This window comes from Labilibaculum manganireducens (assembly GCF_963665805.2).
Lineage (GTDB): Bacteria > Bacteroidota > Bacteroidia > Bacteroidales > Marinifilaceae > Labilibaculum > Labilibaculum manganireducens.
The window spans coordinates 4,527,612-4,551,312 of the sequence record NZ_CAXXEE010000003.1; the positions used below are offsets into that span (position 1 = coordinate 4,527,612).

Annotated in this window: 16 protein-coding genes; 11 read left to right on the forward strand and 5 right to left on the reverse strand. The window is 37.5% G+C overall.

Features of this window, described 5'->3' with window-relative positions:
* Positions 1-71 precede the first annotated feature (71 nt).
* The 5 genes from ACHZAX_RS17785 to ACHZAX_RS17805 all read left to right on the forward strand — a co-directional run bounded on the left by ACHZAX_RS17785 (position 72) and on the right by ACHZAX_RS17805 (position 10,565).
* On the forward strand, positions 72-794 hold the full coding sequence (locus ACHZAX_RS17785; protein WP_320020030.1) for an ABC transporter ATP-binding protein: 723 nt from the start codon (positions 72-74) through the stop codon (positions 792-794).
* Positions 795-947: 153 nt separating this feature from the next.
* A complete protein-coding gene (locus tag ACHZAX_RS17790; protein WP_320020031.1) occupies positions 948-3,317 on the forward strand; it encodes an ABC transporter permease in 2,370 nt (789 codons plus the stop codon).
* 74 nt (positions 3,318-3,391) lie between these two features.
* Positions 3,392-5,758, forward strand: a complete 2,367-nt coding sequence (locus tag ACHZAX_RS17795; RefSeq protein WP_320020032.1) for an ABC transporter permease — start codon at positions 3,392-3,394, stop codon at positions 5,756-5,758.
* Between the two features lie 46 nt (positions 5,759-5,804).
* Complete coding sequence (locus tag ACHZAX_RS17800) at positions 5,805-8,165, forward strand: ABC transporter permease (RefSeq protein WP_320020033.1); 2,361 nt, start codon at positions 5,805-5,807, stop codon at positions 8,163-8,165.
* Positions 8,166-8,180: 15 nt separating this feature from the next.
* Positions 8,181-10,565 (forward strand): ABC transporter permease, encoded by a 2,385-nt coding sequence (locus tag ACHZAX_RS17805; RefSeq protein ID WP_320020034.1) that lies wholly within the window; start codon positions 8,181-8,183, stop codon positions 10,563-10,565.
* Between the two features lie 188 nt (positions 10,566-10,753).
* Here the strand turns inward: ACHZAX_RS17805 and ACHZAX_RS17810 are convergent, their stop codons facing one another.
* The 5 genes from ACHZAX_RS17810 to lpcA form a co-directional block, all read right to left on the reverse strand.
* Positions 10,754-11,326 (reverse strand): GNAT family N-acetyltransferase, encoded by a 573-nt coding sequence (locus tag ACHZAX_RS17810; protein WP_320020429.1) that lies wholly within the window; start codon positions 11,324-11,326, stop codon positions 10,754-10,756.
* 402 nt (positions 11,327-11,728) lie between these two features.
* Positions 11,729-12,400 carry an inorganic pyrophosphatase gene (locus ACHZAX_RS17815; RefSeq protein ID WP_101310044.1) on the reverse strand — a complete coding sequence of 224 codons (672 nt, stop codon included), beginning with the start codon at positions 12,398-12,400 and terminating at the stop codon, positions 11,729-11,731.
* A gap of 991 nt (positions 12,401-13,391) precedes the next feature.
* Positions 13,392-14,066: a hypothetical protein gene (locus ACHZAX_RS17820; protein ID WP_320020035.1), complete on the reverse strand. Its 675-nt coding sequence runs from the start codon at positions 14,064-14,066 to the stop codon at positions 13,392-13,394.
* A 706-nt stretch (positions 14,067-14,772) separates the two neighbouring features.
* Entirely contained in the window at positions 14,773-16,311 is a 1,539-nt protein-coding gene (locus ACHZAX_RS17825) for a YifB family Mg chelatase-like AAA ATPase (protein ID WP_320020036.1), read from the reverse strand.
* 204 nt (positions 16,312-16,515) lie between these two features.
* The gene (gene lpcA / locus ACHZAX_RS17830) at positions 16,516-17,091 is read right to left on the reverse strand and encodes a D-sedoheptulose 7-phosphate isomerase (RefSeq protein ID WP_320020037.1); all 576 of its coding nucleotides are present in this window, start codon (positions 17,089-17,091) and stop codon (positions 16,516-16,518) included.
* Positions 17,092-17,282: 191 nt separating this feature from the next.
* Here lpcA and ACHZAX_RS17835 point away from each other — a divergent pair, with 191 nt between their 5' ends.
* The 6 genes from ACHZAX_RS17835 (at position 17,283) to ACHZAX_RS17860 (ending at position 23,697) form a co-directional block, all read left to right on the forward strand.
* A complete protein-coding gene (locus tag ACHZAX_RS17835; protein WP_320020038.1) occupies positions 17,283-18,110 on the forward strand; it encodes an ion transporter in 828 nt (275 codons plus the stop codon).
* 235 nt (positions 18,111-18,345) lie between these two features.
* A complete protein-coding gene (locus tag ACHZAX_RS17840; protein ID WP_101310035.1) occupies positions 18,346-18,651 on the forward strand; it encodes a hypothetical protein in 306 nt (101 codons plus the stop codon).
* Positions 18,652-18,766: 115 nt separating this feature from the next.
* Positions 18,767-20,749: a DNA mismatch repair endonuclease MutL gene (mutL, locus tag ACHZAX_RS17845; protein WP_101310034.1), complete on the forward strand. Its 1,983-nt coding sequence runs from the start codon at positions 18,767-18,769 to the stop codon at positions 20,747-20,749.
* Positions 20,750-20,843: 94 nt separating this feature from the next.
* The gene (locus ACHZAX_RS17850; RefSeq protein WP_320020039.1) at positions 20,844-21,665 is read left to right on the forward strand and encodes a rhomboid family intramembrane serine protease; all 822 of its coding nucleotides are present in this window, start codon (positions 20,844-20,846) and stop codon (positions 21,663-21,665) included.
* A gap of 21 nt (positions 21,666-21,686) precedes the next feature.
* Positions 21,687-22,619, forward strand: coding sequence for a rhomboid family protein (locus ACHZAX_RS17855; protein WP_245870353.1), 933 nt, complete (start codon positions 21,687-21,689; stop codon positions 22,617-22,619).
* A 4-nt stretch (positions 22,620-22,623) separates the two neighbouring features.
* A complete protein-coding gene (locus ACHZAX_RS17860; RefSeq protein WP_320020040.1) occupies positions 22,624-23,697 on the forward strand; it encodes an endonuclease/exonuclease/phosphatase family protein in 1,074 nt (357 codons plus the stop codon).
* The last annotated feature ends 4 nt before the right edge of the window (positions 23,698-23,701 follow it).

Below are 23,701 nucleotides of genomic sequence, written 5' to 3' on the forward strand. Positions count from 1 at the left end.
TGTTCATGTACTGAACTTAAAAATTCGAATTAGTAAATTACACATGAAAATAAATTCTAAAATATATAGCTATGATTAACACAGTAAACCTAAGTAAGGTATTTAGAACCGATGAGATTGAAACCTTGGCTCTTAACAATGTAAATCTGAAAATCAACAAAGGCGAATTTGTTGCCATTATGGGTCCATCGGGTTGCGGTAAATCTACCCTGATGAATATTCTGGGTTTGCTCGATAATCCTTCGGAAGGACAATACACGTTTGATAGTACCGAGGTATCGGGTTTAAAAGAAGGTCAGCGCACCGATTTGCGAAAAGGCAACATTGGTTTTGTATTTCAGAGTTTCAACCTGATTGATGAGTTGAATGTATTCGAAAATGTTGAAATGCCATTGGTTTATCAGCGAATCAGCAGTAAAACCAGAAAAGAGATGGTGAACAAAGTTCTGGATCGAATGAACATGAGTCATCGTGCACAACACTATCCTCAACAGCTGTCCGGTGGTCAGCAGCAACGTGTTGCCATAGCCCGGGCGGTGGTTTCTAACCCAGGATTAATACTTGCTGATGAGCCAACAGGTAATCTGGACTCAAAAAACGGACAGGAAGTGATGGAGCTGCTTACCGAACTAAATCGCGAAGGAACAACAATCATCATGGTAACTCACTCCATTCAAGATGCCGGCTACGCTCACCGAATCATCAATCTGTTTGATGGAAAAGTTGTTATGGAAGAGAGTTTGGTTGAAGAGCGCTTTGTAGCTTCTGAAATTTCACATACAAAACTGAATTAAGCTGGTGGATTTTTACCTTAGCAGGGATCATCGCCCTAGGAATTGCTCTGCTTACCGTTTCGTTTCAATCGTGGCGGGCGGCAACAAGAAATCCGGTGGAGAGTTTGAGATATGAGTAAGAATAAGAAGTCTAATTAATAAATATCAACTTTAATGAATTTACACAATATCAAGATATCATTTAAAAATTTGCTTAAAAACAAGCTTGTAACAAGTATCAATATTATTGGTCTTGCTATGGGCATTAGTATTAGCATGTTGACCTTTTCCTACGTGCATAAGGAGCAAACAATAGATGAGTTTATTCCTGATGTAAATGATGTTTATGTATTAACAACACACGATGTTCCAGATGTCTCATCAAGAATGGTTGAATATGTCAATCAGAATATTCCTGAGATTTCGTGTATCACCTTTGCTCATTTTGAATGGTCACCACAGGTTTTTGTAAAGTACAATCAGGTCGATTTTAAAATTGAGAAGCTTTTGGTGACAGACTCAATGTTTTTTCAAGTTTTTCAATTGGAATCGGTTTATGGGAATCCAGCAATAGCCTTAGCTGACAAAAATAAGATTGTTTTAACGCAATCACTTTCACAAAAAATATTTGGCAATGAAAATCCTGTGGGTAAAGAACTTATGTATAACGCGACCAATTTACAAAATGAATTGATTGAGGTCGGTGCTGTAATCAAAGATCTACCACACAATTCTTCATGGGTATTTGATGCTGTTTTATCCGTAGAAACTAATCGCAAAATAGGCTGGTATGATAATTCAATGAAAAATTGGGGCTCTCAGAATTATGCATCTTTTTTCAGGCTAACTGACAAAGTTCCTTATTCTGTTGCAAAAGAAAAGTTAGCTAATATTTCTCTGGAAAATATGCCGGAATACTATAAAGAAAGAGCCTTATTTAGCCTTTTCCCTTTCACTAAGGCATACACGGATATGCCAGATCTTGATTTATTGAAACATGGAAATCCTTTAAGTATTATTCTCATTCAAATAATTGGATTTCTAATACTCCTACTTGCCTGTATCAATTACGTTAATCTGGTGACAGCCCAAAAACTAAAGCGAATTAAAAATATTGGCATATTAAAAACCTTGGGTAGTAAAAAGGCTAAAATCATTGAATTAATCCTAACGGAATCTTTTCTTATTCTTGCCACTACAAGCATTATTTCGATTATTCTGATTCATTTTTCTCTTGATGGCTTAAACTATTTAACTCAATCAAATTTCACTTTTCGAGATGTATTCTCACAAAATAATCTGTTTCTATTCTTTTTAATACTAGTATTTACTATTTGTATTACAGGCCTTATTCCTGGTTTTATTCTAAGTAAATACCAAACAACTTTACTTTTAAAAAATTCAGTAAATCCCAATAAAAAGGACTATTTGAGAAATATATTACTTGTCTTTCAATTTACAATCTCAATTGTTCTTATTGCCAGCATCCTTTTTATAACCAAACAAAACAACTTACTAAATAATTTAGACCCTGGATTTAAAAAGGAAAATATTGTTTTTACAACGACTAATGCAGAGCTACGACAGAATATTCATGCTTTTAAAAATGAAATAAAAAATATTCCTGGAATTAAAGAGATAAGCTTTTCATCAGGACTACTAGGATATAATCAACAAAATTGGGGTTTAGATTTATTAAATAAAGGTGATACACAAGAGGTTGGTGTTGCAAACTTTTTTGTCAGCCCAAACTTTTTCAAATTCTTTGGAATTGATTTGATTCAAGGAACTCAATTTAACGATCATTCGAATGATGCCAAAGATTGGATTCTTAACGAAACTGCTTTTAAAAAATTCAATATCGACAAATTAGAGGATGTTCGATTTGATATGGGCAAGCCTAATACTGGTAGAGTAATTGGTGAAGCTCAAGATTTTAATTTCGAATCGATGCATGTTCCTATCAGACCAGTCGGTTTTATGTGTTCGGGTGATGTTGATGAGGTTGCCTATTTTAAAATGATAACTACGAAAGGGAATGCTTTTGATCAAAGTATTAATTCACTTGAAAGCATATGGAAAAAACTATCCCCCAATTTCCCTTTAGAAATCAAATTTATGAATACATCATGGGAATCTTTGTATAAAAAAGAAAAGCAGTTTCAGCAAATACTTACATTTTCAACAATCATTTCTCTGCTTCTGTCTTGTCTTGGCATTATTAGTCTTTCCATATTTGTTTTAGAGACTCGCACCAAGGAGATTGGAATTCGTAAAATCAATGGTGCAAAAACCTTTGAAATAATAACAATGCTAAACAAAGATTTCATCAAATGGATAATCATCGCCTTTGTGATCGCCTGCCCCATTGCCTGGTATGCCATGCACAAATGGCTCGAAAATTTTGCCTACAAAACAGAATTAAGCTGGTGGATTTTTGCCTTGGCAGGGATCATCGCCCTAGGAATTGCTCTGCTTACCGTTTCGTTTCAATCGTGGCGGGCGGCAACAAGAAATCCGGTGGAGAGTTTGAGGTACGAGTAAACAAAATTGTGAAATCACTCTCTTAAAAGTAAAATGGAACAAGCTGAATAACTCAACTATTTATAAAACGAATCATGAATCTTCCTTTAAATCTAACATTAGCAATCCGAAATATTTTCAAGAAAAAAACACAATCTATAATTAGCATTTTAGGATTGGGTATAGGTGTAGGCTGTGTTTTTCTTTTGATGTTACTTTATATTCATGAGAGTTCCTTTAACGACTACATTCCCAACAAGCACCTACTAAACAGAGTTTTGCAAGGCAATGATTGCAGAACTTCATTCCCTTTGGCAAGCACAATTAAAGATGAAATTCCTTTAGTAGATAATTTTTTTAGGTACTATCAAACTGCCGATGTCGAACTAAAAAATTCCCAGAATGAAATAGTACAGGATCATCAATTTGCTTTTTCAGATGCTACAATATTTGATTGCCTTGGTATCAGATTCATACAAGGAAAACCAGCCCTGTCAAAATCGGAAGTTTGTATTTCTCAAACTACTGCCAAAAAATATTTTAACAGTCTCGATGTATGCGATCGCATTCTAAAAATAAAGCTGAATAATCAATTTATATCCTTACAAATTACAGGCGTTTATAAGAACTTACCCACCAATTCAACTTTCAACCCCAATTTCATAGCTGATATTGACTTAACAGGAGAGATTCTCAATCACAACCAACAAATGTTCGGGCATTATGGACAGGAAAACGAAGATTTTAAAGATTGGAATCACTTTCCGTTCCAAAGCTATCTGCTCCTAAATCCGCAAGCAAATACAGAGACGATCGTTCGCAACATCCAAAGTTATAAAGAACGTACAAATCACGAGAAACGGAAAACAATGGATTATAAATTGCAGGCAATTACCGATATCTATTTAAATTCAAGTGATATTAACGGAGATACATTTACTCCTGCCGGAAATTCTAAAGAACTAAGCTATTTTTTAGCTATTGCCGTGTTTATTTTACTCATTGCGATTGTCAATTATATATTTTTAACCAAAGCAAAAATTACTGCTCGCTTAAAAGAATTGGGAACTCAAAAAGCATTGGGAGCATCCAATATTTCCATACGCAAACAAATAATTCTCGAATCAAATTTGATTTCCTTTATTAGCCTACTACCTGCTTTTCTGATTGTAATTTTAGGCATTCCTTTTCTGAATGCGACTCTCGACAGAAATTTAAGTTTTGAATTGTTCTCGATATGGCAGGTGTGGTGTTTACTAATTTTAATTATTTTACTTACCGGTTCTGTTGCTGGAATTGCAATTGGACTAAATATCTCAAGAGTTTCAACAGTTCTATTACTTCTGGGTAAGGTTTCCCAAAGACCAAAAATCAAATCTTGGAACAACTCCTTCCTAAGTCTGCATTTTGCCATATTTATGGTATTGGTTGTTGGTGTTCTAACAGTAAAAAAACAGCTCCATTATGCCCAAACGAATTCTCAAAACATCAATCCGAAAAATATCATTATCTGTGAATTAAACTCCCCGGAATTAAGTAGTCAATTTGATGTTATCCAAACCGAAGTGGAAAAACTGCCCGGAGTTTTACATTCTGCAGGCTCTTCCTTTATTCCTCCCTTCAACAGTTTTCTTCCAGTTAATTTACAATACGAGAATGAACGAATTCAATTTGACGGATTGATTATGGGTGAAGGCATGATAGAACTTCTGGAACTTAAAATTATAGACGGAGAAAGTTTTGGAAGCTTCCAAACCGATCGTACGGAAATGATTTTTAACGAGTCGGCAGCCAAGCAATTTAATTTAAAAGCAGGAGAAATCTTTAATGGATTCTATGTAAAAGGAATCGCAAAAGATTTTAACGCTCATTCTTTCCGAAGAATGATTCAGCCCATGGTTATTCTTCAGCAAGATCCTAAAAAAATGAATCTGTTTGCCATCAAAACAAATGGGAAAAATGATACTGAAATTACGCAGTTCATTCAAAAACTATTTAAAGAGATTTCTCCTGATAAAATGGTAAAAGTCTATTCTCTTTCCGACCAGATTACCGAGTTCTACAAAACTGAACAACAACAAGCCAAACTAATCAGTGCCTTCTCCTTCCTTGCTATTGCACTATCGATAATGGGCTTGCTAGGAATGGTACTCAATACATTATCAAGAAAAACCAAAGAAATAGGAATCCGCAAAGTTAACGGAGCCAAAACCTACGAAATCATAGGCATGCTTAATAAAGACTTTCTTAAATGGGTAGTCATCGCCTTTGTATTGGCCTGCCCCATTGCCTGGTATGCCATGCACAAATGGCTCGAAAACTTTGCCTACAAAACAGATATCTCTTGGTGGATTTTTGCTTTAGCGGGACTTATTGTCGTTGTTATTGCATTGCTTACGGTTTCGTTTCAATCGTGGCGGGCGGCAACAAGAAATCCGGTGGAGAGTTTGAGGTATGAGTAAACGAATCAAAAGATTGAGAGTAGAATCATCATAAAAACTTAAAATCATGATAAAGAATTATTTTAAGATCGCCTTAGCAAATCTTGCTAAAAGTAAAGCTTATTCTTTAATCAGCATATCTAGCCTTACTTTGGGGTTAGCAGTTAGTATTTTGCTTTTAATTTATGTTTTGGATGAATTGAGCTTTGATCGTTATCATGATAAAGCCGATCACATCTACAGATTGTGTCAGGAGCAACACCCATATCAATCGCCTCAAACAGCAAATTACTTGGATGATAATCTTCCAGAAATAAAATCTCATGCTAGAATTTTGCATCGTCCGAATGAAATTATTCAGTATAAAGAACTCCGCTTTAAAGAAAGCAAGGTAGCCTATGTAGATCCGGCATTATTTAGAATTTTTTCCTTTAAATTCTCAACGGGAAACCCAGATAAAGTATTAGATAAACCAGCTAGCATTGTGATCTCCAATAAAATTGCACAGAAGTATTTTGGCAATTCAAACCCCATTGGCCAAATATTAAGATTAAATAATGAATATGATTATACAATTACTGGAGTAATCGAGGAATTACCTCATAATTCTCATTTCCGATATGAAATTTTTGTAACACTGGCCGATGCCAACACTGTTTATGGTGTTGAATCTATGAATAGTTGGGGCTGGCAGAATTTTCTGGTCTATTTTGAGATGCAGGATGAATTTTCAAAACCTGATGTTGAAGCTAAAATTAGTCAGACACTTAGAAAAGCTCAAAATACAGATCCTGATAGTCCATTAACAAAATATACGATACAGCCATTAAAAGATATACACCTTTATTCTTCCCATTTTCTAGGTGATATTCAACAACAAAACAGTATCACCTATATCTTGATATTTTCAACAATCGGCCTTTTAATTTTATTGATTGCCTGCTTTAATTATATCAACTTGCTAACGGCTAATGCCACAACACGCATAACTGAAATTGGAATTAGGAAAACTTTTGGCGCTAGCAGAAATCAATTGGCAATGCAATTCATTTCTGAATCAATTGTGGTGTTTTTAACATCATTAATTCTGGCACTTATAATAGTTAAGATTAGTTTACCGATTTTCAATTCTCTTTCCGGAAAAGAGCTGCTTTTTTCAACACTATTCAATATAAATATAAGCTTAGGTATTCTTGGAATCATGTTGATTGTAACAATTTTAGCTGGATGCTATCCCGCTTTCGTCCTTTCCTCTTACAATCCGACAAAAATACTAAAGGCATCAAAAACTAGTAGCCGTTCTAAATTTCAATTCAAAACAATTCTTGTGGGCGCGCAATTCACCATTGTTATTGCTCTAATAGCTTCTGCGATTATCATGTCTCGCCAAATCAATTTACTTCAACAAAAAGAATTGGGATTCGATAAGGAAGCTGTCCTTTTATCAGTAGTTGATTTTGGCAATGAAGAAAAATACAATACACTTAAAGAAGCACTGCTCAATCAGAGTTTTGTAAGCAGTGTTTCTTCGGCTAGTCGGGTTCCTTCAGGCTCTCTCAATAATATAGGTGGAATTTTACTGGAGGGTGGAACCGAAAATATTGCAATTGCATATGTTCATGTCAACTTCGATTACTTTGAAACACTAGGCATAAATGCAAGGCAAGGTCGATTATTTTCCAATCAATTTAAAACGGATAAAACCGAAGCGGTGATTTTAAACGAAGCTGCTGTTAAACGAATAGGGATAAATGGTGATCCGATCGGCCAATCGCTTAAATGCAATTGGCCACGATCCAAAAGAAAGATTGTGGGTGTTATCAATGATATTAATTTCGAATCACTCTATGATAGAATAAAACCAGTAATTTTCGTAATTATGCCAGATGAGTGCTCTGAGCTTATGATTAAAATAAAACCTTCGTCTGCCGCAAGTTCAATACATTCCATAACCCAAATTTGTCAGAAATTTTATCCCGATCAGGTATTTGATTTTCGTTTTTTAGATGCAAGCTTGGAGCAACTCTATCAAAAAGATAAAAAGACTTTTCAACTTCTGGGCTATTTTTCAGCTCTGGCAATTCTACTTGCCTGCATGGGATTATTAGGTATGGCATCCTTTATTTTAACAAGTCGCATCAAAGAAATAGGAATCCGAAAAGTAAACGGAGCCAAAACTATTGAGATAATGAGTATGCTAAACAAAGATTTCATAAAATGGGTAGCAATTGCTTTTGTAATAGCCTGTCCAATTGCTTGGTATGCCATCGACAAATGGCTCGAAAACTTTGCCTACAAAACAGATATCTCTTGGTGGATTTTTGCTTTAGCGGGACTTATTGTCGTTGTTATTGCATTGCTTACGGTTTCGTTTCAATCGTGGCGGGCTGCTACGAGGAATCCGGTGGAGAGTTTGAGGTATGAATAAATCTAAAACAAAAATATGCTTTGGTATCATTTAAAATTATCGGTTTTACGATTACTTAAGAACAGAGCCTTTTCTGTGACCAATATTCTTGGTCTCAGTTTTGGCATCGCTTCCTTCTTTGTCCTGTTCATTCATGTGCAAAACGAACGCAGCTACGACAGGCATATTACGGATTATCAGGATATCTACAGAGTAGCATCAACCCCTTCGCATGTAGAAGATCCTTGGGCCAGAAGTTTAGGATTTGTTAAGGAAGCCTCAGCAAACTTTCCGGAAGTAGAATGCACAGCACAATTTTCACATTGTCAGTCGGGAACCATTAAAGTAAACGAACAAAGTGTATCGCAAAAAGACATTTTATCGGTCGACACCAATTTTATGAACTTATTCGGAATTGAAAGTTTGATTGGCAATTTGTCTGATATTACAAAACCCAATGTTGCCTTCATTTCTGAACGATTTGCTGAAAAACATTTTAAAGACAAAAACCCAATTGGTGAATACATTGATGTTGAGGGCTTGCAATACAGAAGAGATCTTGGGAAATATGAAATTGTTGGTATCGTTAAAAACACACCCATCAAAACTCATTTTAACTGCGAGATCCTGATTTCTCAAAAAGGTTCGCTCGATGCTGCCTATGCCTCCTTATCCGAAAGAAAAACTCAATGGGTTTACAACTATCTAAAATTAAAAAAAGGAGTTTCACCTTCGCTTGTTGAAGAGAAACTCCTGAACAAATTCAATAATTCGAGCTTAAGACAAACCCGCGGCCCAAAAGACTATGAATTCAGTCTCACAAAACTTTCCGACATTCACTTAAAATCCAATTTCAGATTTGAATTGAAAGAGAGCAATACAAAAATCAATATCAATTTATTCACTGCAGTTGCCATTATTATTCTGCTGGTATCCTTAATCAACTTTGTTAGTTTAATCACAGTTAACCTTTTTAAAAGATCAAAAGAATTTGGATTAAAAACATCCGTTGGTGCTCACAAAAAACATTTGCTCACACAAGTTCTTATTGAAGTACTTCTGCTTTGTTCGTTGTCAATTGTAATCGCTCTGATTTTAATTGAGGCGCTAACACCTTACATTAATAACTTCTATGAAATTCAATTCGATATTTTCTATTCCGAACCGATCATTTATCTGGCAACATTAACTGTTCTGATATTCAGTGGAATTCTAAGCATCCTTTTTGTGCGCTTTTTTATTTTAAAAAACAATTCAACCAGCGATATCATTAAAGGTCATACATCTTTAACCGGCAGGCGTATTTTACAACCATTAATGATCTTTCAAATCCTGATTGTAATTGTGCTCATTTCATCTGCTGTTTTGGTCAACAAACAAATTTCCTACCTGCTGAATAAACCGCTTGGCTTTACAAAAGACAATATTATTGTCCTCAACATGAAAGATTTTTCGAAAGACCCCAATGTGTTTGCCAATGAATTAAGAAAAAACCCTTCCATCGAATCAATTGGATTTACAATGCAGCATTTTGGATATCCCACACAAACCTTATCGCTTGATGGTTTTGGGATTGAAGGAACCGCTGAAATGTCGATGGCTAATTATGATTTTTTGAAAACCATGAAGATTCCATTTGTTCACAGCTACATCAACACTTCATTGGATACCATTGAAGGAATGGTTATCAACAAGCATTTGTTTAACAGATTGATGGAAAAACACAAAACTCTTGAGGAACTGAATTTATTTCGATCCGGAATACCTTTGAACTCAGATCAGAGAAGAGTTGATATTATTGGCGTTGCAGAAGATTTTAATTACAGTTCTGCACACAATCAAATTGGCGACTATGTTTTCCTTATCGATGAATCCCGAAACAGAGCAAGGTTTATGCATGTTCGCATGTCTCCTGGAAATATAAGAAGCGCCATGAACAGCATTCAGGAAGAATGGCAAAAACATTACCCCAACCAAAAAATGGACTACTTTTTTATGGATGATAAAATTGCACAGCAATACAAATCGGAGAACATCCTGAGACGGATATTGATGAGTTTCTCTGTTCTTGGAATCATCATCGGCATACTCGGAATTAGTGCTCTCTCCTATTTTACCTCCGAACAACGCACCAAAGAAATAGGTATCCGTAAAGCAAATGGTGCGAAAACTCACGAAATAATTACAATGCTAAACAAAGGATTTGCAAAATGGGTAGCCATCGCCTTTGTGTTGGCCTGCCCAATTGCCTGGTATGCCATGAACAAATGGCTCGAAAACTTTGCCTACAAAACCGAACTTAGCTGGTGGATTTTTGCCTTGGCAGGACTCATTGCTTTGGGAATTGCCCAATTTACCGTTTCCATTCAATCGTGGCGGGCAGCAACGAGGAATCCGGTTGAGAGTTTACGATACGAATAAATCTAATAATCTGTTCACGAAAACCGTAGGGACATGCCATGGCGTGTCCTTTTTCGAAAAAACCAATTACCAAAAAACACCCCAACCCCCTAAAGGGGCTTTAAAAAATCCTCTGCCTAAAGCCAGAGGTAAAGCATTAATTTTCAGATGATGCGAACTCATCAGCTGTCCCCTGTATTTGGCAATCACTATTTATTTTTCAGTTTATACCAGGTAATATCATCTCCCTGAAACTTAAATTTATCTTCCAGCTGAAAGCCAAGCTTGTCCAGCACCCGTTGCGATTTCAGATTGCCAAGTAAAGTCATGCTGTAAATTTCGGGAATTTTAAGCTCGGTAAAAGCATAGTTAACAGCCGCTTTTGTTGCTTCGGTAATATATCCTTTGCCCCAATACTTGCGCAGCAGTCGAAATTTCAGATTGTAAAAATCACTGTGCCCGTTCTGGTTTTCCTTTTCAAATTTAAAGCCGGTCCAGCCAATAAAATTCCCCGATTCCTTTTCAACAATTGCCCAACGGCCAATGCCAATTCTTTTATACTGATCCCGAATCGATTCAATCATCTTTTTACTCTCGTTGATATTCCGAATGGGTTTTCGTCCTAAAAATTTATAAACCTCAGCATCCGAATCCATCTCGAACATGCTTTCGGCATCGGCCGGCAGTATTTCCCGTAGATACAATCTTTCTGTTTCACACAATATTTTCATTCTTACCTCTCCTTTGTTCGTTAAAATCTCAATCTTTTTAATCTCGCACATATCTGCCAATTGTGCAAGTTTTTACACAAATAGATTCTTATTTAGACCAAAATATAATATTCAGATACGTTTCAATTAACATTTCGTACTCAACCTAATGCACAAAGTTCACGGAGTTCCACAGAGATTCCTATTTAGAGCTTTAAATTCAAAAAATAAACCATTTACCAAATCATGAATTTTGAGACAAAATTTTTCTTTCCTTCCTCTGTTTACCTCTGTAGTTCCTTTTTCAAACACTCACAAAACACAAAGAGTCTAAATAAATATCAGCCACCTCATTATTATATTCACCATAAACTAAACACAAAAAAAACGACAGTTCTTTCGAACCATCGCTTCATATCGTTTTATAATTTGTAATTAATTCCCGATAGCCCGGTATCGTAATTATGAATTGATTTAAACGTGTTTTAGAATATCTTCCAAATTCTCAAATTTGGTTTTGTAATCGTTCATCGAACGAATAATTACCTCTTTGGCCTCATCAACACCATAAATATGTGTAATTTCGGCTTCGCTGTCCAAACCCGGCATATCCTTGTAAGTCAAAAAATAATGTTTCAAACGGCCCACAACCACATCCGAACAATCCGAAATATCAGTATAAGCACCATAAGTAGCATCATTCATCAAAACAGCAATAATCTTATCATCAGCCTCATTTCCGTCAATCATTCGAAAACCACCAATCGGACGAACCTCTGCAATAATATCACCGTGCGATATCACTTTTTCGGTCAGCACACAAATATCCAAAGGATCCGAATCACCCTGAACATTTTCCTTACCCGATTTTTCGCTGCAATATTCCCCTACCGATTTACCACAATATGTCTGAGGTAAAAATCCGTACAAAGCAGGAACAACATTCGAATATTTCTGAGGACGGTCAATCTTCAGGTAACCACTCGTTTTGTCTACTTCATATTTAACCGTATCCGTCGGAACCATTTCAATAAATGCCATCACCGAATCCGGCGCATTGTCTCCAACATCCAGCCCATGCCAAGGATGAGACTTGTAACGCAATCCCATTAATCTTGCGATAGGATCATTCAATTTGTTTCCCATAGTAAGTATTTCTTTTTAAGCTTCGTTTTTTAGCACAACGACTCTATTATCTAGGTAAAACAAATGTAAGAAAACAATATAAAAAACAACCTAATCGTCTTTTTCTTTTCCGTTAAATCTGATAATTGAGTGATTTCCGCCATGTAAATGTGGGGCTTACCTCCTTTCAGTCGGCCGGGCTTTTCGCTCCAAGTCCTCGCCATCCCACCCACCGGCCAAACCTTTACTGCGGGCTTTCCGCTGCAATCCCTAAGCCATCCTGCCCCAAATTTCCATTTACATTGTTTTTATTGCATCCACAATTCATATCATCAAACAATTACAAATCTATTTGGTAACGCCGTAGGGATACAACATGTCGTATCCGAAACACATTCAACCCAATCCCAAATCATAAACCACGAAAAAAAGGTCACGCCATGGCGTGACCCTACAAACATTCAATCAAAACACATTGGTTCTAAACAATTACAAATCTATTCGGCAATGCCGTAGGGATACGACATGGCGTATCCACAATGCAGATCATCGCATTCAAATAACATTAAAAACAAAACAGTCACGCCATGGCATGACCCTACAAATACCAATCAAAACACATTGGTTCTAAACAATTACAAATCTATTCGGCAATGCCGTAGGGATACGACATGGCGTATCCACAATTCAGGTCGATTTCTTAAAAACTCCATTCCCATTTGCAGGAGACTGGTTTGAACGCCTCAAAGTGCATTCCCGCGTGGTGGTAATGTACTCCGAAGTCCCTAAACTGCATTCCCAAATTTGGGAGTCCACTTTGGAGCATCCGGTAGTGTGTTCCCAAATTTGGGAACACGGTCAGGAGGCTTCCGGATAAACAGCCCTTTTGCGGGAAGCTGCTTTGAGAGCTTCCGAGCCTGTTCCCAAAAAAAGGAGCGTAGTTTGAATCACTCAAACTGCGCTCCTCTCTGTGGGCATGCATTTCTGCCAGCGAAAACTTAATTTACCCTTTTTACAATGCTTCAGCCTCGTTAACAACTTCCTCAGCCACCTTTTTCTTTCCACCCGATGGTTTTGGAAACAGACGATTGGCGTGATTCTTTCCAAATAACTTCACGGCATCCAGATAATTAAATTCGTACTGTTTACGCAATGCAGCCTGAGCCAGTTTCTCCCCGGCAAAAGCAGTATTCTCATCCGAAACAGCCACCTGATGCGCAGCTATCGCCTGCCGCGATGCATCAATTGCTGCACTTAAAATTTCAACATAGCTAAGCAAAGCGTGTCCTTCGCCCAACGATTGCAACCGAACCAATAACTGACCGGCTTTTTCAATTTCCTTGCTAAAAGAAGCATCGGTAATGTTCGATGGCGGCCCATCAGGGAATAAAACCTGATATACCGATCGGCCCGGAGTACTTCTATCGTATTGTTTGGCACTATCCGCCAAATTTTTAATGCTGTCGTCTAAAACACCATCATTTAACACAATAGCATCGTAGGCAGAATAGCGCAGCTTTACTTTTTCAGAACGAACATCAACTTTACTTTGCAGGTTTTCAATTTTAGGCTGTATGTTTCGAACCAAACTTTCGGCCCCCTTGGTTTGCTGACACAAACGCACGTGCCGTTCGCTATAACTAATGTGCGATTCGGAGGACATCTTGTCTCTTAATAATGTTGCCATAATTTAAATACTTAAAGATTATTTTATTACAATTCAATTGTTAACTATATCATCTAATTAAACAACCGATCTCTGCCCTGCCCCCTCAAAACAACACTCTTTCTGCAACGCATCATCCACTACTCCATCAATCGCTTTATATATTTTTTTATGATCGGATCAGTAAATGTAAAAACAATATATATGATAAGCAATTTGTTTTACAGATAAATTATGCGGTAAAATAGATTTTACCACCAACAAAAAAGCACACGCCATGGCATGCCCCTACAAACATTCAATCAAAACACATTCGTTCAAAACAATTACCAATCTATTCGGCAATGCCGTAGGGATACGACATGTCGTATCCGCAATTCAGATCATCGCATTCAACGCAATCCGAAATCATAAACCACAAAAAAGGTCACGCCATGGCATGACCCTACAATCAATAATTAAATGCAAAATATCCCGAAGGCATTACCTATTTATAAAAAAATGATTGTGTGAATATCGTACGACTCCTTCGGAGTCGAATCATCTGGGCTTATTTTCTTGCTATAAATAGATGAATCCAAAGGATTCAATCCTCCAATTTGAGTTTGGGTTTTAGCAAGTCCCCTTCAGGGGATTTAGGGGTTAATACATGAAAAGGTCACGCCATGGCATGACCCTACAAATATTCCTAATTCTTAATTCATAATTTTTAATTCATAATTACCCCCTATCCTCCCCAGCCATCACGATCCAAACTGCGGTACTGAATGGCTTCGGCTAAATGATCGGTTTCGATGGCTTCAGAGCCTTCCAAGTCGGCAATGGTGCGCGAAACTTTTAAAATTCGATCGTAAGCACGAGCGGATAAACCAACTTTTTCCATAGCGGTTTTTAGCAATTGGTTGCCGGCCTCGTTTGGCTGACAGTGTTTCCGCAGCAATTTCGAACTCATCTGTGCATTGCAATGAACGCCATCGTGCTCAGCAAATCGTTTCTCCTGAACCTGTCTGGCTTTTTCAACCCGCAGCCGAACCAATTCACTCTTTTCCGACAAGCGCTGATCGGATATTTTGTCGAACGAAACGGGAACCACCTCAATGTGAATATCAATACGATCTAAAAGCGGACCGCTAATTTTACTCAGGTATTTTTGCACCATTCCCGGCCCGCACAGGCAATCTTTATCGGGGTGGTTGTAGTAGCCGCACGGACAAGGATTCATGGAAGCAATCAGCATGGTGCTGGCAGGATATTCAATGGTACATTTAGCTCGTGATATGGTAATGGTTCTATCCTCCAAAGGTTGCCGCATCACCTCCAGCACGGTTCGTCTGAATTCGGGCAGCTCATCTAAAAACAGCACGCCATTGTGCGCCAAACTTATTTCGCCGGGTTGCGGAAATGTACCGCCGCCAACCAAAGCTACATCAGAGATTGTGTGGTGCGGCGATCGAAACGGCCTTTGTGTCATCAGGGCACTGTTTTTTTCCAAAGTTCCGGCCACCGAGTGTATTTTTGTTGTTTCCAATGCTTCCTGCAGTGTTAAGGGAGGCAAAATTCCTGAAATTCGTTTGGCCAGCATGGTTTTCCCTGCTCCCGGAGGCCCAATCATAATGATATTGTGTCCGCCGGCGGCGGCAATCTCCAAAGCACGTTTCACATTCTCCTGTCCTTTTACATCGGCAAAATCGTGAGGGAAATTATTTAAGTGCGCGTAAAATTCAGCCCGGGTGTCCACTTCGGTAGGTGGAATTTCCAAATCACCTTTCAAAAATTCAATCACTTCCTTAATCGTATCGGCGCCAATTATTTTCAGCTTGTTAACAACAGCAGCTTCGCGTGCATTTGCTTTTGGCAAAATCAAACCTTCAAAACCTTCTTCGCGGGCCTGAATGGCCATAGGCAATACACCTTTAATGGGAACCAAACTGCCATCGAGCGATAATTCGCCCATAATAAGATATTTGTCAAGCACTTCGCAGTTAATTTGCTCGGTTGCTGTCAGTATTCCTATTGCCAAAGGCAAATCGTAAGCCGATCCTTCTTTTCGGATATCGGCGGGAGCCATATTAATAATGATCTTTTTACCGGGAATTTTGTAGCCAACTTCACGCAGGGCAGAATCTATTCGCTGCTGACTTTCCTTCACCGCATTATCGGGCAATCCCACCAAGGAAAAACGCACTCCGGGAAAAACATTTACTTCTATTGTTATTGTTGTGGCATGAATGCCATATACTGCACTTCCGTAGGTTTTAACAAGCATATTTATAAGTTTTACCAATAAACAAAATCAACCCGTGAATGTAACAATAATACATCAACCAACCAAAACATAATCCAAATTATAAAACATTAAGATATCCCTGCTGTTTTGACACAAAAAAAAGGATGCCGCTACGACATCCTCTTGCTACACTTTTTTATCTGTGAAAAAAACTTCATTTCTCACATCTAATATCTACAATGCTTATTTCATTTTTGCTTCGATGTATTGAATCAGGCAATGAATTACTTTGATGTGTATTTCCTGCACCCTATCGGAATACTTTTCCCAAGGCACCCGAATTTCAACATCGCAAAGGGCAGCCATTTCACCTCCCGTTTTCCCGGTTAAACCAACAACAATCAGTCCTTTTTCTTTGGCTGCCTTTACTGCATTAATAATATTCGCTGAATTTCCCGAAGTACTGATTCCTAAAAATACATCTCCGTTTTGCCCCATTCCTTCCACATATCTCGAGAAAATATAATCGAAACCATAATCGTTTGCCACACAAGTAATATGACTGGCATCTGAAATGGCTACGGCCGGCATCGAGGGTCTGTCTCCTCGAAAACGACCTGTTAATTCCTCGGCAAAATGCATGGCATCGCACATCGAACCACCATTACCGCAGGAAATAATCTTTCCGCCGTTTTTTATGGATTTTGCCATTGCGTCACCTGCCGCTTCAATGGCTGAAAAATTAGCCTCATCGGCAATAAATTCATTCAAAACTTTTTGTGCATCCAAAAAGCTTTCTTTTATATCATTTATAATCATCTTGTTCAAATTTTATTCAAAAGTATAAAAAAAAGAGCAATGAGATTTACGAGATAAGGAGTCAGATTCATTCAACACTCAAGTTTTATATTATTTTAAGATTTCCCCAGCCATTTGACCGTTTGGCTTTTCAAGTTCTTTCCAGACTTTTTTAGTAAGTTTATGTTCTCAAACCCTAATCTCTTTCTTTCATGAGTATTACAAAAGACCGCCTTTATGAAATCATATTTGAGGCAGACACCAAACCGGGGAAAATATTCGATATTTCGCTGCTTATTGTTATTATTTTAAGCATCCTTTTAGTTGTTTTAGAAAGTGTGCCTTCCATCGAAAGAGATTATCACGATGTATTGAAACTTTCGGAATGGTTGATTACAGCAATCTTCTCTTTAGAATACATTCTAAGAATATGGATCGTTCAAAAACCCAAAGCCTATATCTTTAGTTTTTACGGCATTATCGATTTACTCTCGGTTCTACCATCCTACTTAGGCCTTGTAGTAGCTGGCACTCACGGGTTCATGGTAATCAGAGCTTTACGCTTGCTTCGGATTTTCCGGATTTTAAAACTCAACAGATATATTAAAGAGGGAGCTATTATTGTTCGAGCGCTTCGACAAAGCAGAATAAAAATATCCGTCTTTCTTTTTGCTGTTCTAACCATGGTCATCATCATCGGAACCATCATGTATTTGATTGAAGGCAGCAAAAACGGGTTCACCAGCATTCCCCGCGGCATTTATTGGGCAGTTGTTACGCTTACTACCGTTGGTTACGGCGATATTTCCCCGGCAACATCTCTTGGTCAGTTTTTTGCCAGCTTCGTAATGATTATTGGTTATGCCATAATCGCCGTTCCAACAGGAATCGTAACTGTTGAACTGAGCAAACAAAGTTCAAAAGCTGCATCTACTCAGGTTTGTCCAAATTGCTTGGCCGACAATCATACAGAAGATGCTCTGTACTGCAATCAGTGTGGTGAAAAGCTTAACCAGACCCGGTTCTTACAAAAGAAATAATTTTAAAACCCTACAAGCAAATATTGTTTTTTTTAGGATATATTAACTCATGGATGTGCAATTGGAGGAAAAATAAATTCAGAAAAAATCGATATATTTGTATGTCTTTTTAGACGAAAAGTATTGCTTGTATTGAATCTTTTGCTTTGGATGGGCAATTTTCCAAATTGAACAGCAGAAGCATTCAAATTATACCTACAACATTACACTTTTAACTGGTATAAAACATTTTATCATGGGATTTACAAGTTTTTTTAAAAAACCTCAATACAAAAGATTTAATATTCAACCCAGATATTGGGATCCTGCAAAAGAAGCAAGAGAAGACAGAGAAAAAAGGATACGAGGAGAACTGGGTTTGAAGGATGAAAATGAACCATACATCCCCAACATAAAAGGACGAATGAAAAGTGAACTGCGTCATGGTCACTTCGATTCTAATGGCTCTAGAAACAAATCGAACATTAGATTGTTAATTATCTTTGTCTTGCTTGCACTGGCAACTTACATTTACCTTTATGGATGGAATGGAGTCATTTAAATTTCTCCTTTTCTAAAATTTATTTTTGTCTCTTTTTCAGAATTTCTGAAATCAGACAATTTAAATTTCACCCAACACGTTACTAGAAAGTTAAACTTTAGAAGTAGAAATTTATATGTCGGATTTGATACAGATTCTGCCTGACAATGTAGCCAATCAAATTGCTGCAGGTGAGGTAGTTCAAAGACCAGCTTCAGTTGTAAAAGAGCTTGTGGAGAATGCCATTGATGCTGGAGGTAACTCTATAAAAATCAACTTAAAAGATGCTGGAAGAACATTAATTCAGGTAATTGATAATGGATGTGGTATGTCCGTTACCGATGCGCGTCTTGCTTTTGAACGGCATGCAACTTCTAAAATCCGAAAAGCGAAAGATCTGTTTGCCATTCGAACCATGGGTTTTCGGGGCGAAGCACTTGCCTCTATTGCGGCAATTGCCAATGTTGAATTAAAAACCAAACGAACCGAAGACGAATTAGGGACTCACATTGTTATTAGTGGTTCCGAAGCAATTTCTCAGGAAGTTTCGGCTTGCAGCGATGGAAGTAATTTCATTGTTAAAAACCTCTTTTTTAATGTTCCAGCCCGTCGAAAATTCTTAAAGGCCAATTCTACCGAACTTCGCAATATCATTACCGAATTTCATCGAATCGTGCTTTCACATCCCGAAATTGCCTTTCAACTTCTTCACAACGACACAGAAATATACAACCTGCCTGCCAGTCATATCCGCCAACGAATTATCAATGTTTTTGGCAAAGGTATGAACCAAAGGTTAATCAGTATAAATACCAGCACAAGCATTGTTAAATTGACTGGTTTTATCGGGAAACCGAAAAATGCCAAACGAAATTTAGGGGAACAATTCTTTTTTGTGAACAACCGCTACATGCGGCACCCTTATTTTCACAAAGCAATTATGCAGGCTTACGATAAAATACTGCCGCCTGAAACCATACCGCCTTACTTTATCTTTTTTGAAGTCGATCCACAGATTATTGATATCAATATTCATCCGACCAAAACAGAAATTAAGTTTGAAGACGAAAGAGCAATCTATCAAATTATTCAGGCATCTATCCGGGAGGCTTTGGGTAAATTTAATATTGTGCCTTCCATCGATTTTGATGAAGACAACAGTTTGGAGATTCCTGTAGCCGACAGCAATGCCGATATTGAGGCTCCAATGATTAAGGTGAATCCTGAATTCAACCCTTTCGAAGCAGATTTGAACTACAACCCTTTTGATGGAGAAAAAAGCTACAATCCTTTTGACGAGGAACGAAGATCTTTTGAATCGAACCAATTCTATCAGGAATTTAAAGCGAAAACACCTCCTCAGCAAAGTGGAGGTACCAGAAAGCCAGTACCCGAAAAATGGGAGACTCTATACGAAGAACCTTCTAAAAGAGAGTCGGATGAGAAATTAAATCAGGCGAAAATTGATCGGGAAAATATTCCGGATTATTTTCAGCCACAAAAACCGCCGGAAGAATTTGTGCAAAAGAAACTGCATCCGCAGGAACAAATTCAGAAAGCAAAGAATTTTTTTCAGCTAAAAAACAAATACATATTAACACCCATTCGCTCTGGCTTGATGATCATCGATCAGCGTAAAGCACATGAGCGCATTTTATTTGAAAAATTCATCAATTCGTTGGAAAATCATCAAGGAATTGCTCAGCAAACTTTATTCCCGCAAACTATAGAACTTAATGCTTCGGATTACACTCTTTTACAGGTAATTATTGAAGATGTAAGAGCCTTGGGATTTGACATCAGGGAATTTGGGAAGAAAACCTTTGTGATTAACGGAACTCCGGCTGATATACACAATTGCGAGCCAAAAGAATTGGTTGAAAACCTGCTGGCGAACTACAAGTCGAACCAAATGGATGTGAAACTAAAAATTCGCGAAAATCTGGCAAAAGCTTTGGCAAAAGCATCGGCTTTAAATTATGGAAAAACCCTCTCGAATGAGGAAATGAGTTCAATAATCGATCAACTTTTTGCCTGTTCAACTCCTAATTTCACCCCCGATGGAAAAGCAATTATTTCGGTTCTTGAATCTCAGGAATTGGAAAGCAGATTTAAATAGGGTGACAATCTGTCTTAGATTTGTTAATCACACGCACAAATTATAAATTGGTCTGACTATTGTTAGCTAAAAGGAAATATTAAAATAAATTCGAATGAGTCAATTCAGATCTTCACTATTAAATCTCCCTCCGGTTGTAAAAAACCTGATAATTATAAATGTGCTAGTCCTGCTCGGAACCATGGTAATCGGCGACCGGTTTGGCTTTAGTATGGATAATCTTTTTGCTTTGCACCAGCCGGCATCAGAATATTTCAGACCACATCAGTTCATTACGCATATGTTTATGCATGGAGGAATAGGTCATTTATTTTTTAATATGTTTGCCCTGTTCATGTTTGGCCGTGTGCTGGAACAAGTTTGGGGATCAAAACGTTTTTTACTGTACTACATGATAACAGGACTTGGTGCGGCTGCACTTCACACATTTGTAGGATGGCTTGACTATTCCTCAATGAAAGCTGCTGCAAATGCTTTTGCAAATACTCCAACGCCTGATTTAATGCTGCAGTTTATTCGTGAGCACATGGGGCCGGTTAAGCCTTGGGTTACCGATTTTGTAAACAGCTGGGCTGAGCATCCCAATAATGCCTTTGATACTCAAAAGGCCATTGCCATGGTAAACCAAATGATTACTGAAAACATTAATGTTCCCACAATTGGTGCTTCAGGAGCGGTATTCGGAATTCTGCTGGCTTTTGGTATGCTGTTCCCAAACACTGAGCTGATGCTTTTATTCCCTCCTATTCCAATCAAAGCAAAGTATTTTGTAATTGGTTACGGTGCTGTTGAATTATTTATGGGCTTTCGACATGTAAGTGGTGATAACGTTGCCCATTTCGCTCACTTAGGCGGCATGTTATTTGGATTTATCCTGATAAAGTATTGGCAGAAGAATTCAAACCGATTTTATTAATAGTTAAATGATTGATATTTCATGAGCATGAATTTCAACAATCCATATCAGTCTTATTCCCACCAAAGTATTTGGGACGGAATTAAAGACTCATTCAAAGAAGGAAGTAATTTAACAAGACTGATCTACGTCAACTTTGGTGTTTTTCTGATTGTTAAAATTGTAGGCGTACTTACCTTTCTTTTTAATCTGGAACCTTCGCAAGTTCCATTCCTTGTGCACTGGTTATCGGTACCTGCCGAAACCAATGCATTACTAAGCAGACCCTGGACAGTGTTTACCTACATGTTTTTGCATGAAGGATTTCTGCACATACTAATGAATATGCTTTGGTTATTCTGGTTTGGAAGAATTTTCCTAAGCTATCTTGATCAGAAAAAACTGGTAAGCATTTATTTGATTGGCGGTTTAACCGGTGCTGCAACCTATATATTTGCCTATAATCTCTTTCCTGTTTTCGAAAGTGTTCGATTTGGATCGTATGCTCTTGGAGCTTCGGCTTCGGTTATGGCGGTTGTTTTTGCTACGGTAATTTATACGCCAAACCATGTTGTTCATCTCATGTTTATTGGCCCCGTTAAAATTAAGCACATCGCCTTATTTTTTATTGCTACAGATATACTGAGCATTCCAATGGGTAATGCAGGTGGTCATATTGCTCATTTAGGCGGTGCTTTTTATGGCTGGTTGTTCATTAATCAGCTTCGTAAGGGTAAAGATATTTCGTCTGGATTTAATTCACTTATGGATTCGTTTTTTGGTCTTTTTAAGAAAAGAAAAATGAAAGTAAGTTATAAGAACACCCAGAAAATGGACGATAAAGAGTACAACAAAGCAAAAAAACAACATCAGGAACACTTAGATGCTATATTGGAGAAAATTGCAAAATCAGGATACGACAGTCTAAGTAAAGAAGAAAAAGAAATCCTTTTTAAATCCAGTAACCGAAAGTAATAACTTGAAGAACTTTCTGCACAAATCACTTGTTATTTTTAGTCTGATATTTTCAGGCTCACTTTTGATTTCCTATCTGGCAGCTTACATTAACCCCGACAACTTTTGGCCGCCAGCCTTTTGGGGATTGGCCTATCCTTATCTGCTGGCTATTAATATTTTATTTTCTATTTATTGGATGGTCAGAAGGCGCTGGAGTTTTTTAATTCCTCTTTTGGTCATTCTAATTGGTTATCAGTCTTTTTCCAACTTCATCCAATTTAACTTCTCCGGCAAATCTAAAAATGATGAGAATGCCATTAAAGTTTTAAGTTACAATGTGCGCTCCTTTGATATTTACAAATGGACAAAAGATCCCAAAACACCATCAAATATCATACAACTCTCTAAAGATCTTGGAGCTGGAATTATTTGTTTTCAAGAATTCAGAACTACAAAATCAGGTTTGCTCTCGATTAGTAATTTAAAAAAAGAATTGAACGCGAAAAATTCAATCAGAAGCAAGCATGGAACTGGTGTCGCAATCTTCTCCCGATATCCAATTATCCACCATGGAGAAATTAATTTTGAGAAGGGAAATTTATGCAGCGCTGTTTTTGCAGATTTACAAATTGGGAAAAAAATACTTCGTGTTTATAATCTTCACTTGGAGTCGAACCGTTTTGCAGGTAAAAATTACGAATTCATCAACAAAAAAGAGTTCAAAGCTGATGAGCAGGAATTAAACGAACTTAAAGACATTTCCTTCCGGTTGCGTTATGCATTTATCCGCAGAGCCAAACAAGCCCAAATAATTCGGGCACATATCGATAAATCGCCTCATCCTACAATTGTTTGCGGCGATTTTAACGACACACCTCAATCTTTTACCTATAAAACTTTGAGTGATCAGTTTAGCGACTGTTTTAAAGACAAAGGCAGTGGAATCAGCACAACTTATGCAGGAGATTTTCCATCGTTCAGGATTGATTATATTCTTCATGATGAGCATACAATCTGCAGCGAGTATCAGAGAATCAAAAAACAATACTCCGATCATTTTCCTATTCTATCCAAACTCTCCTTTGTTAAAGAATAAGCTT

What these genes read in the sequence shown, in the direction of transcription:
- ACHZAX_RS17785 (WP_320020030.1), top strand. Translation starts at nt 72, where the DNA reads ATGATTAACACAGTAAACCTAAGTAAGGTATTTAGAACCGATGAGATT.
- ACHZAX_RS17790 (WP_320020031.1), top strand. Translation starts at nt 948, where the DNA reads ATGAATTTACACAATATCAAGATATCATTTAAAAATTTGCTTAAAAAC.
- ACHZAX_RS17795 (WP_320020032.1), top strand. Translation starts at nt 3,392, where the DNA reads ATGAATCTTCCTTTAAATCTAACATTAGCAATCCGAAATATTTTCAAG.
- ACHZAX_RS17800 (WP_320020033.1), top strand. Translation starts at nt 5,805, where the DNA reads ATGATAAAGAATTATTTTAAGATCGCCTTAGCAAATCTTGCTAAAAGT.
- ACHZAX_RS17805 (WP_320020034.1), top strand. Translation starts at nt 8,181, where the DNA reads ATGCTTTGGTATCATTTAAAATTATCGGTTTTACGATTACTTAAGAAC.
- ACHZAX_RS17810 (WP_320020429.1), bottom strand. Translation starts at nt 11,326, where the DNA reads ATGTGCGAGATTAAAAAGATTGAGATTTTAACGAACAAAGGAGAGGTA.
- ACHZAX_RS17815 (WP_101310044.1), bottom strand. Translation starts at nt 12,400, where the DNA reads ATGGGAAACAAATTGAATGATCCTATCGCAAGATTAATGGGATTGCGT.
- ACHZAX_RS17820 (WP_320020035.1), bottom strand. Translation starts at nt 14,066, where the DNA reads ATGGCAACATTATTAAGAGACAAGATGTCCTCCGAATCGCACATTAGT.
- ACHZAX_RS17825 (WP_320020036.1), bottom strand. Translation starts at nt 16,311, where the DNA reads ATGCTTGTTAAAACCTACGGAAGTGCAGTATATGGCATTCATGCCACA.
- lpcA (WP_320020037.1), bottom strand. Translation starts at nt 17,091, where the DNA reads ATGATTATAAATGATATAAAAGAAAGCTTTTTGGATGCACAAAAAGTT.
- ACHZAX_RS17835 (WP_320020038.1), top strand. Translation starts at nt 17,283, where the DNA reads ATGAGTATTACAAAAGACCGCCTTTATGAAATCATATTTGAGGCAGAC.
- ACHZAX_RS17840 (WP_101310035.1), top strand. Translation starts at nt 18,346, where the DNA reads ATGGGATTTACAAGTTTTTTTAAAAAACCTCAATACAAAAGATTTAAT.
- mutL (WP_101310034.1), top strand. Translation starts at nt 18,767, where the DNA reads ATGTCGGATTTGATACAGATTCTGCCTGACAATGTAGCCAATCAAATT.
- ACHZAX_RS17850 (WP_320020039.1), top strand. Translation starts at nt 20,844, where the DNA reads ATGAGTCAATTCAGATCTTCACTATTAAATCTCCCTCCGGTTGTAAAA.
- ACHZAX_RS17855 (WP_245870353.1), top strand. Translation starts at nt 21,687, where the DNA reads ATGAGCATGAATTTCAACAATCCATATCAGTCTTATTCCCACCAAAGT.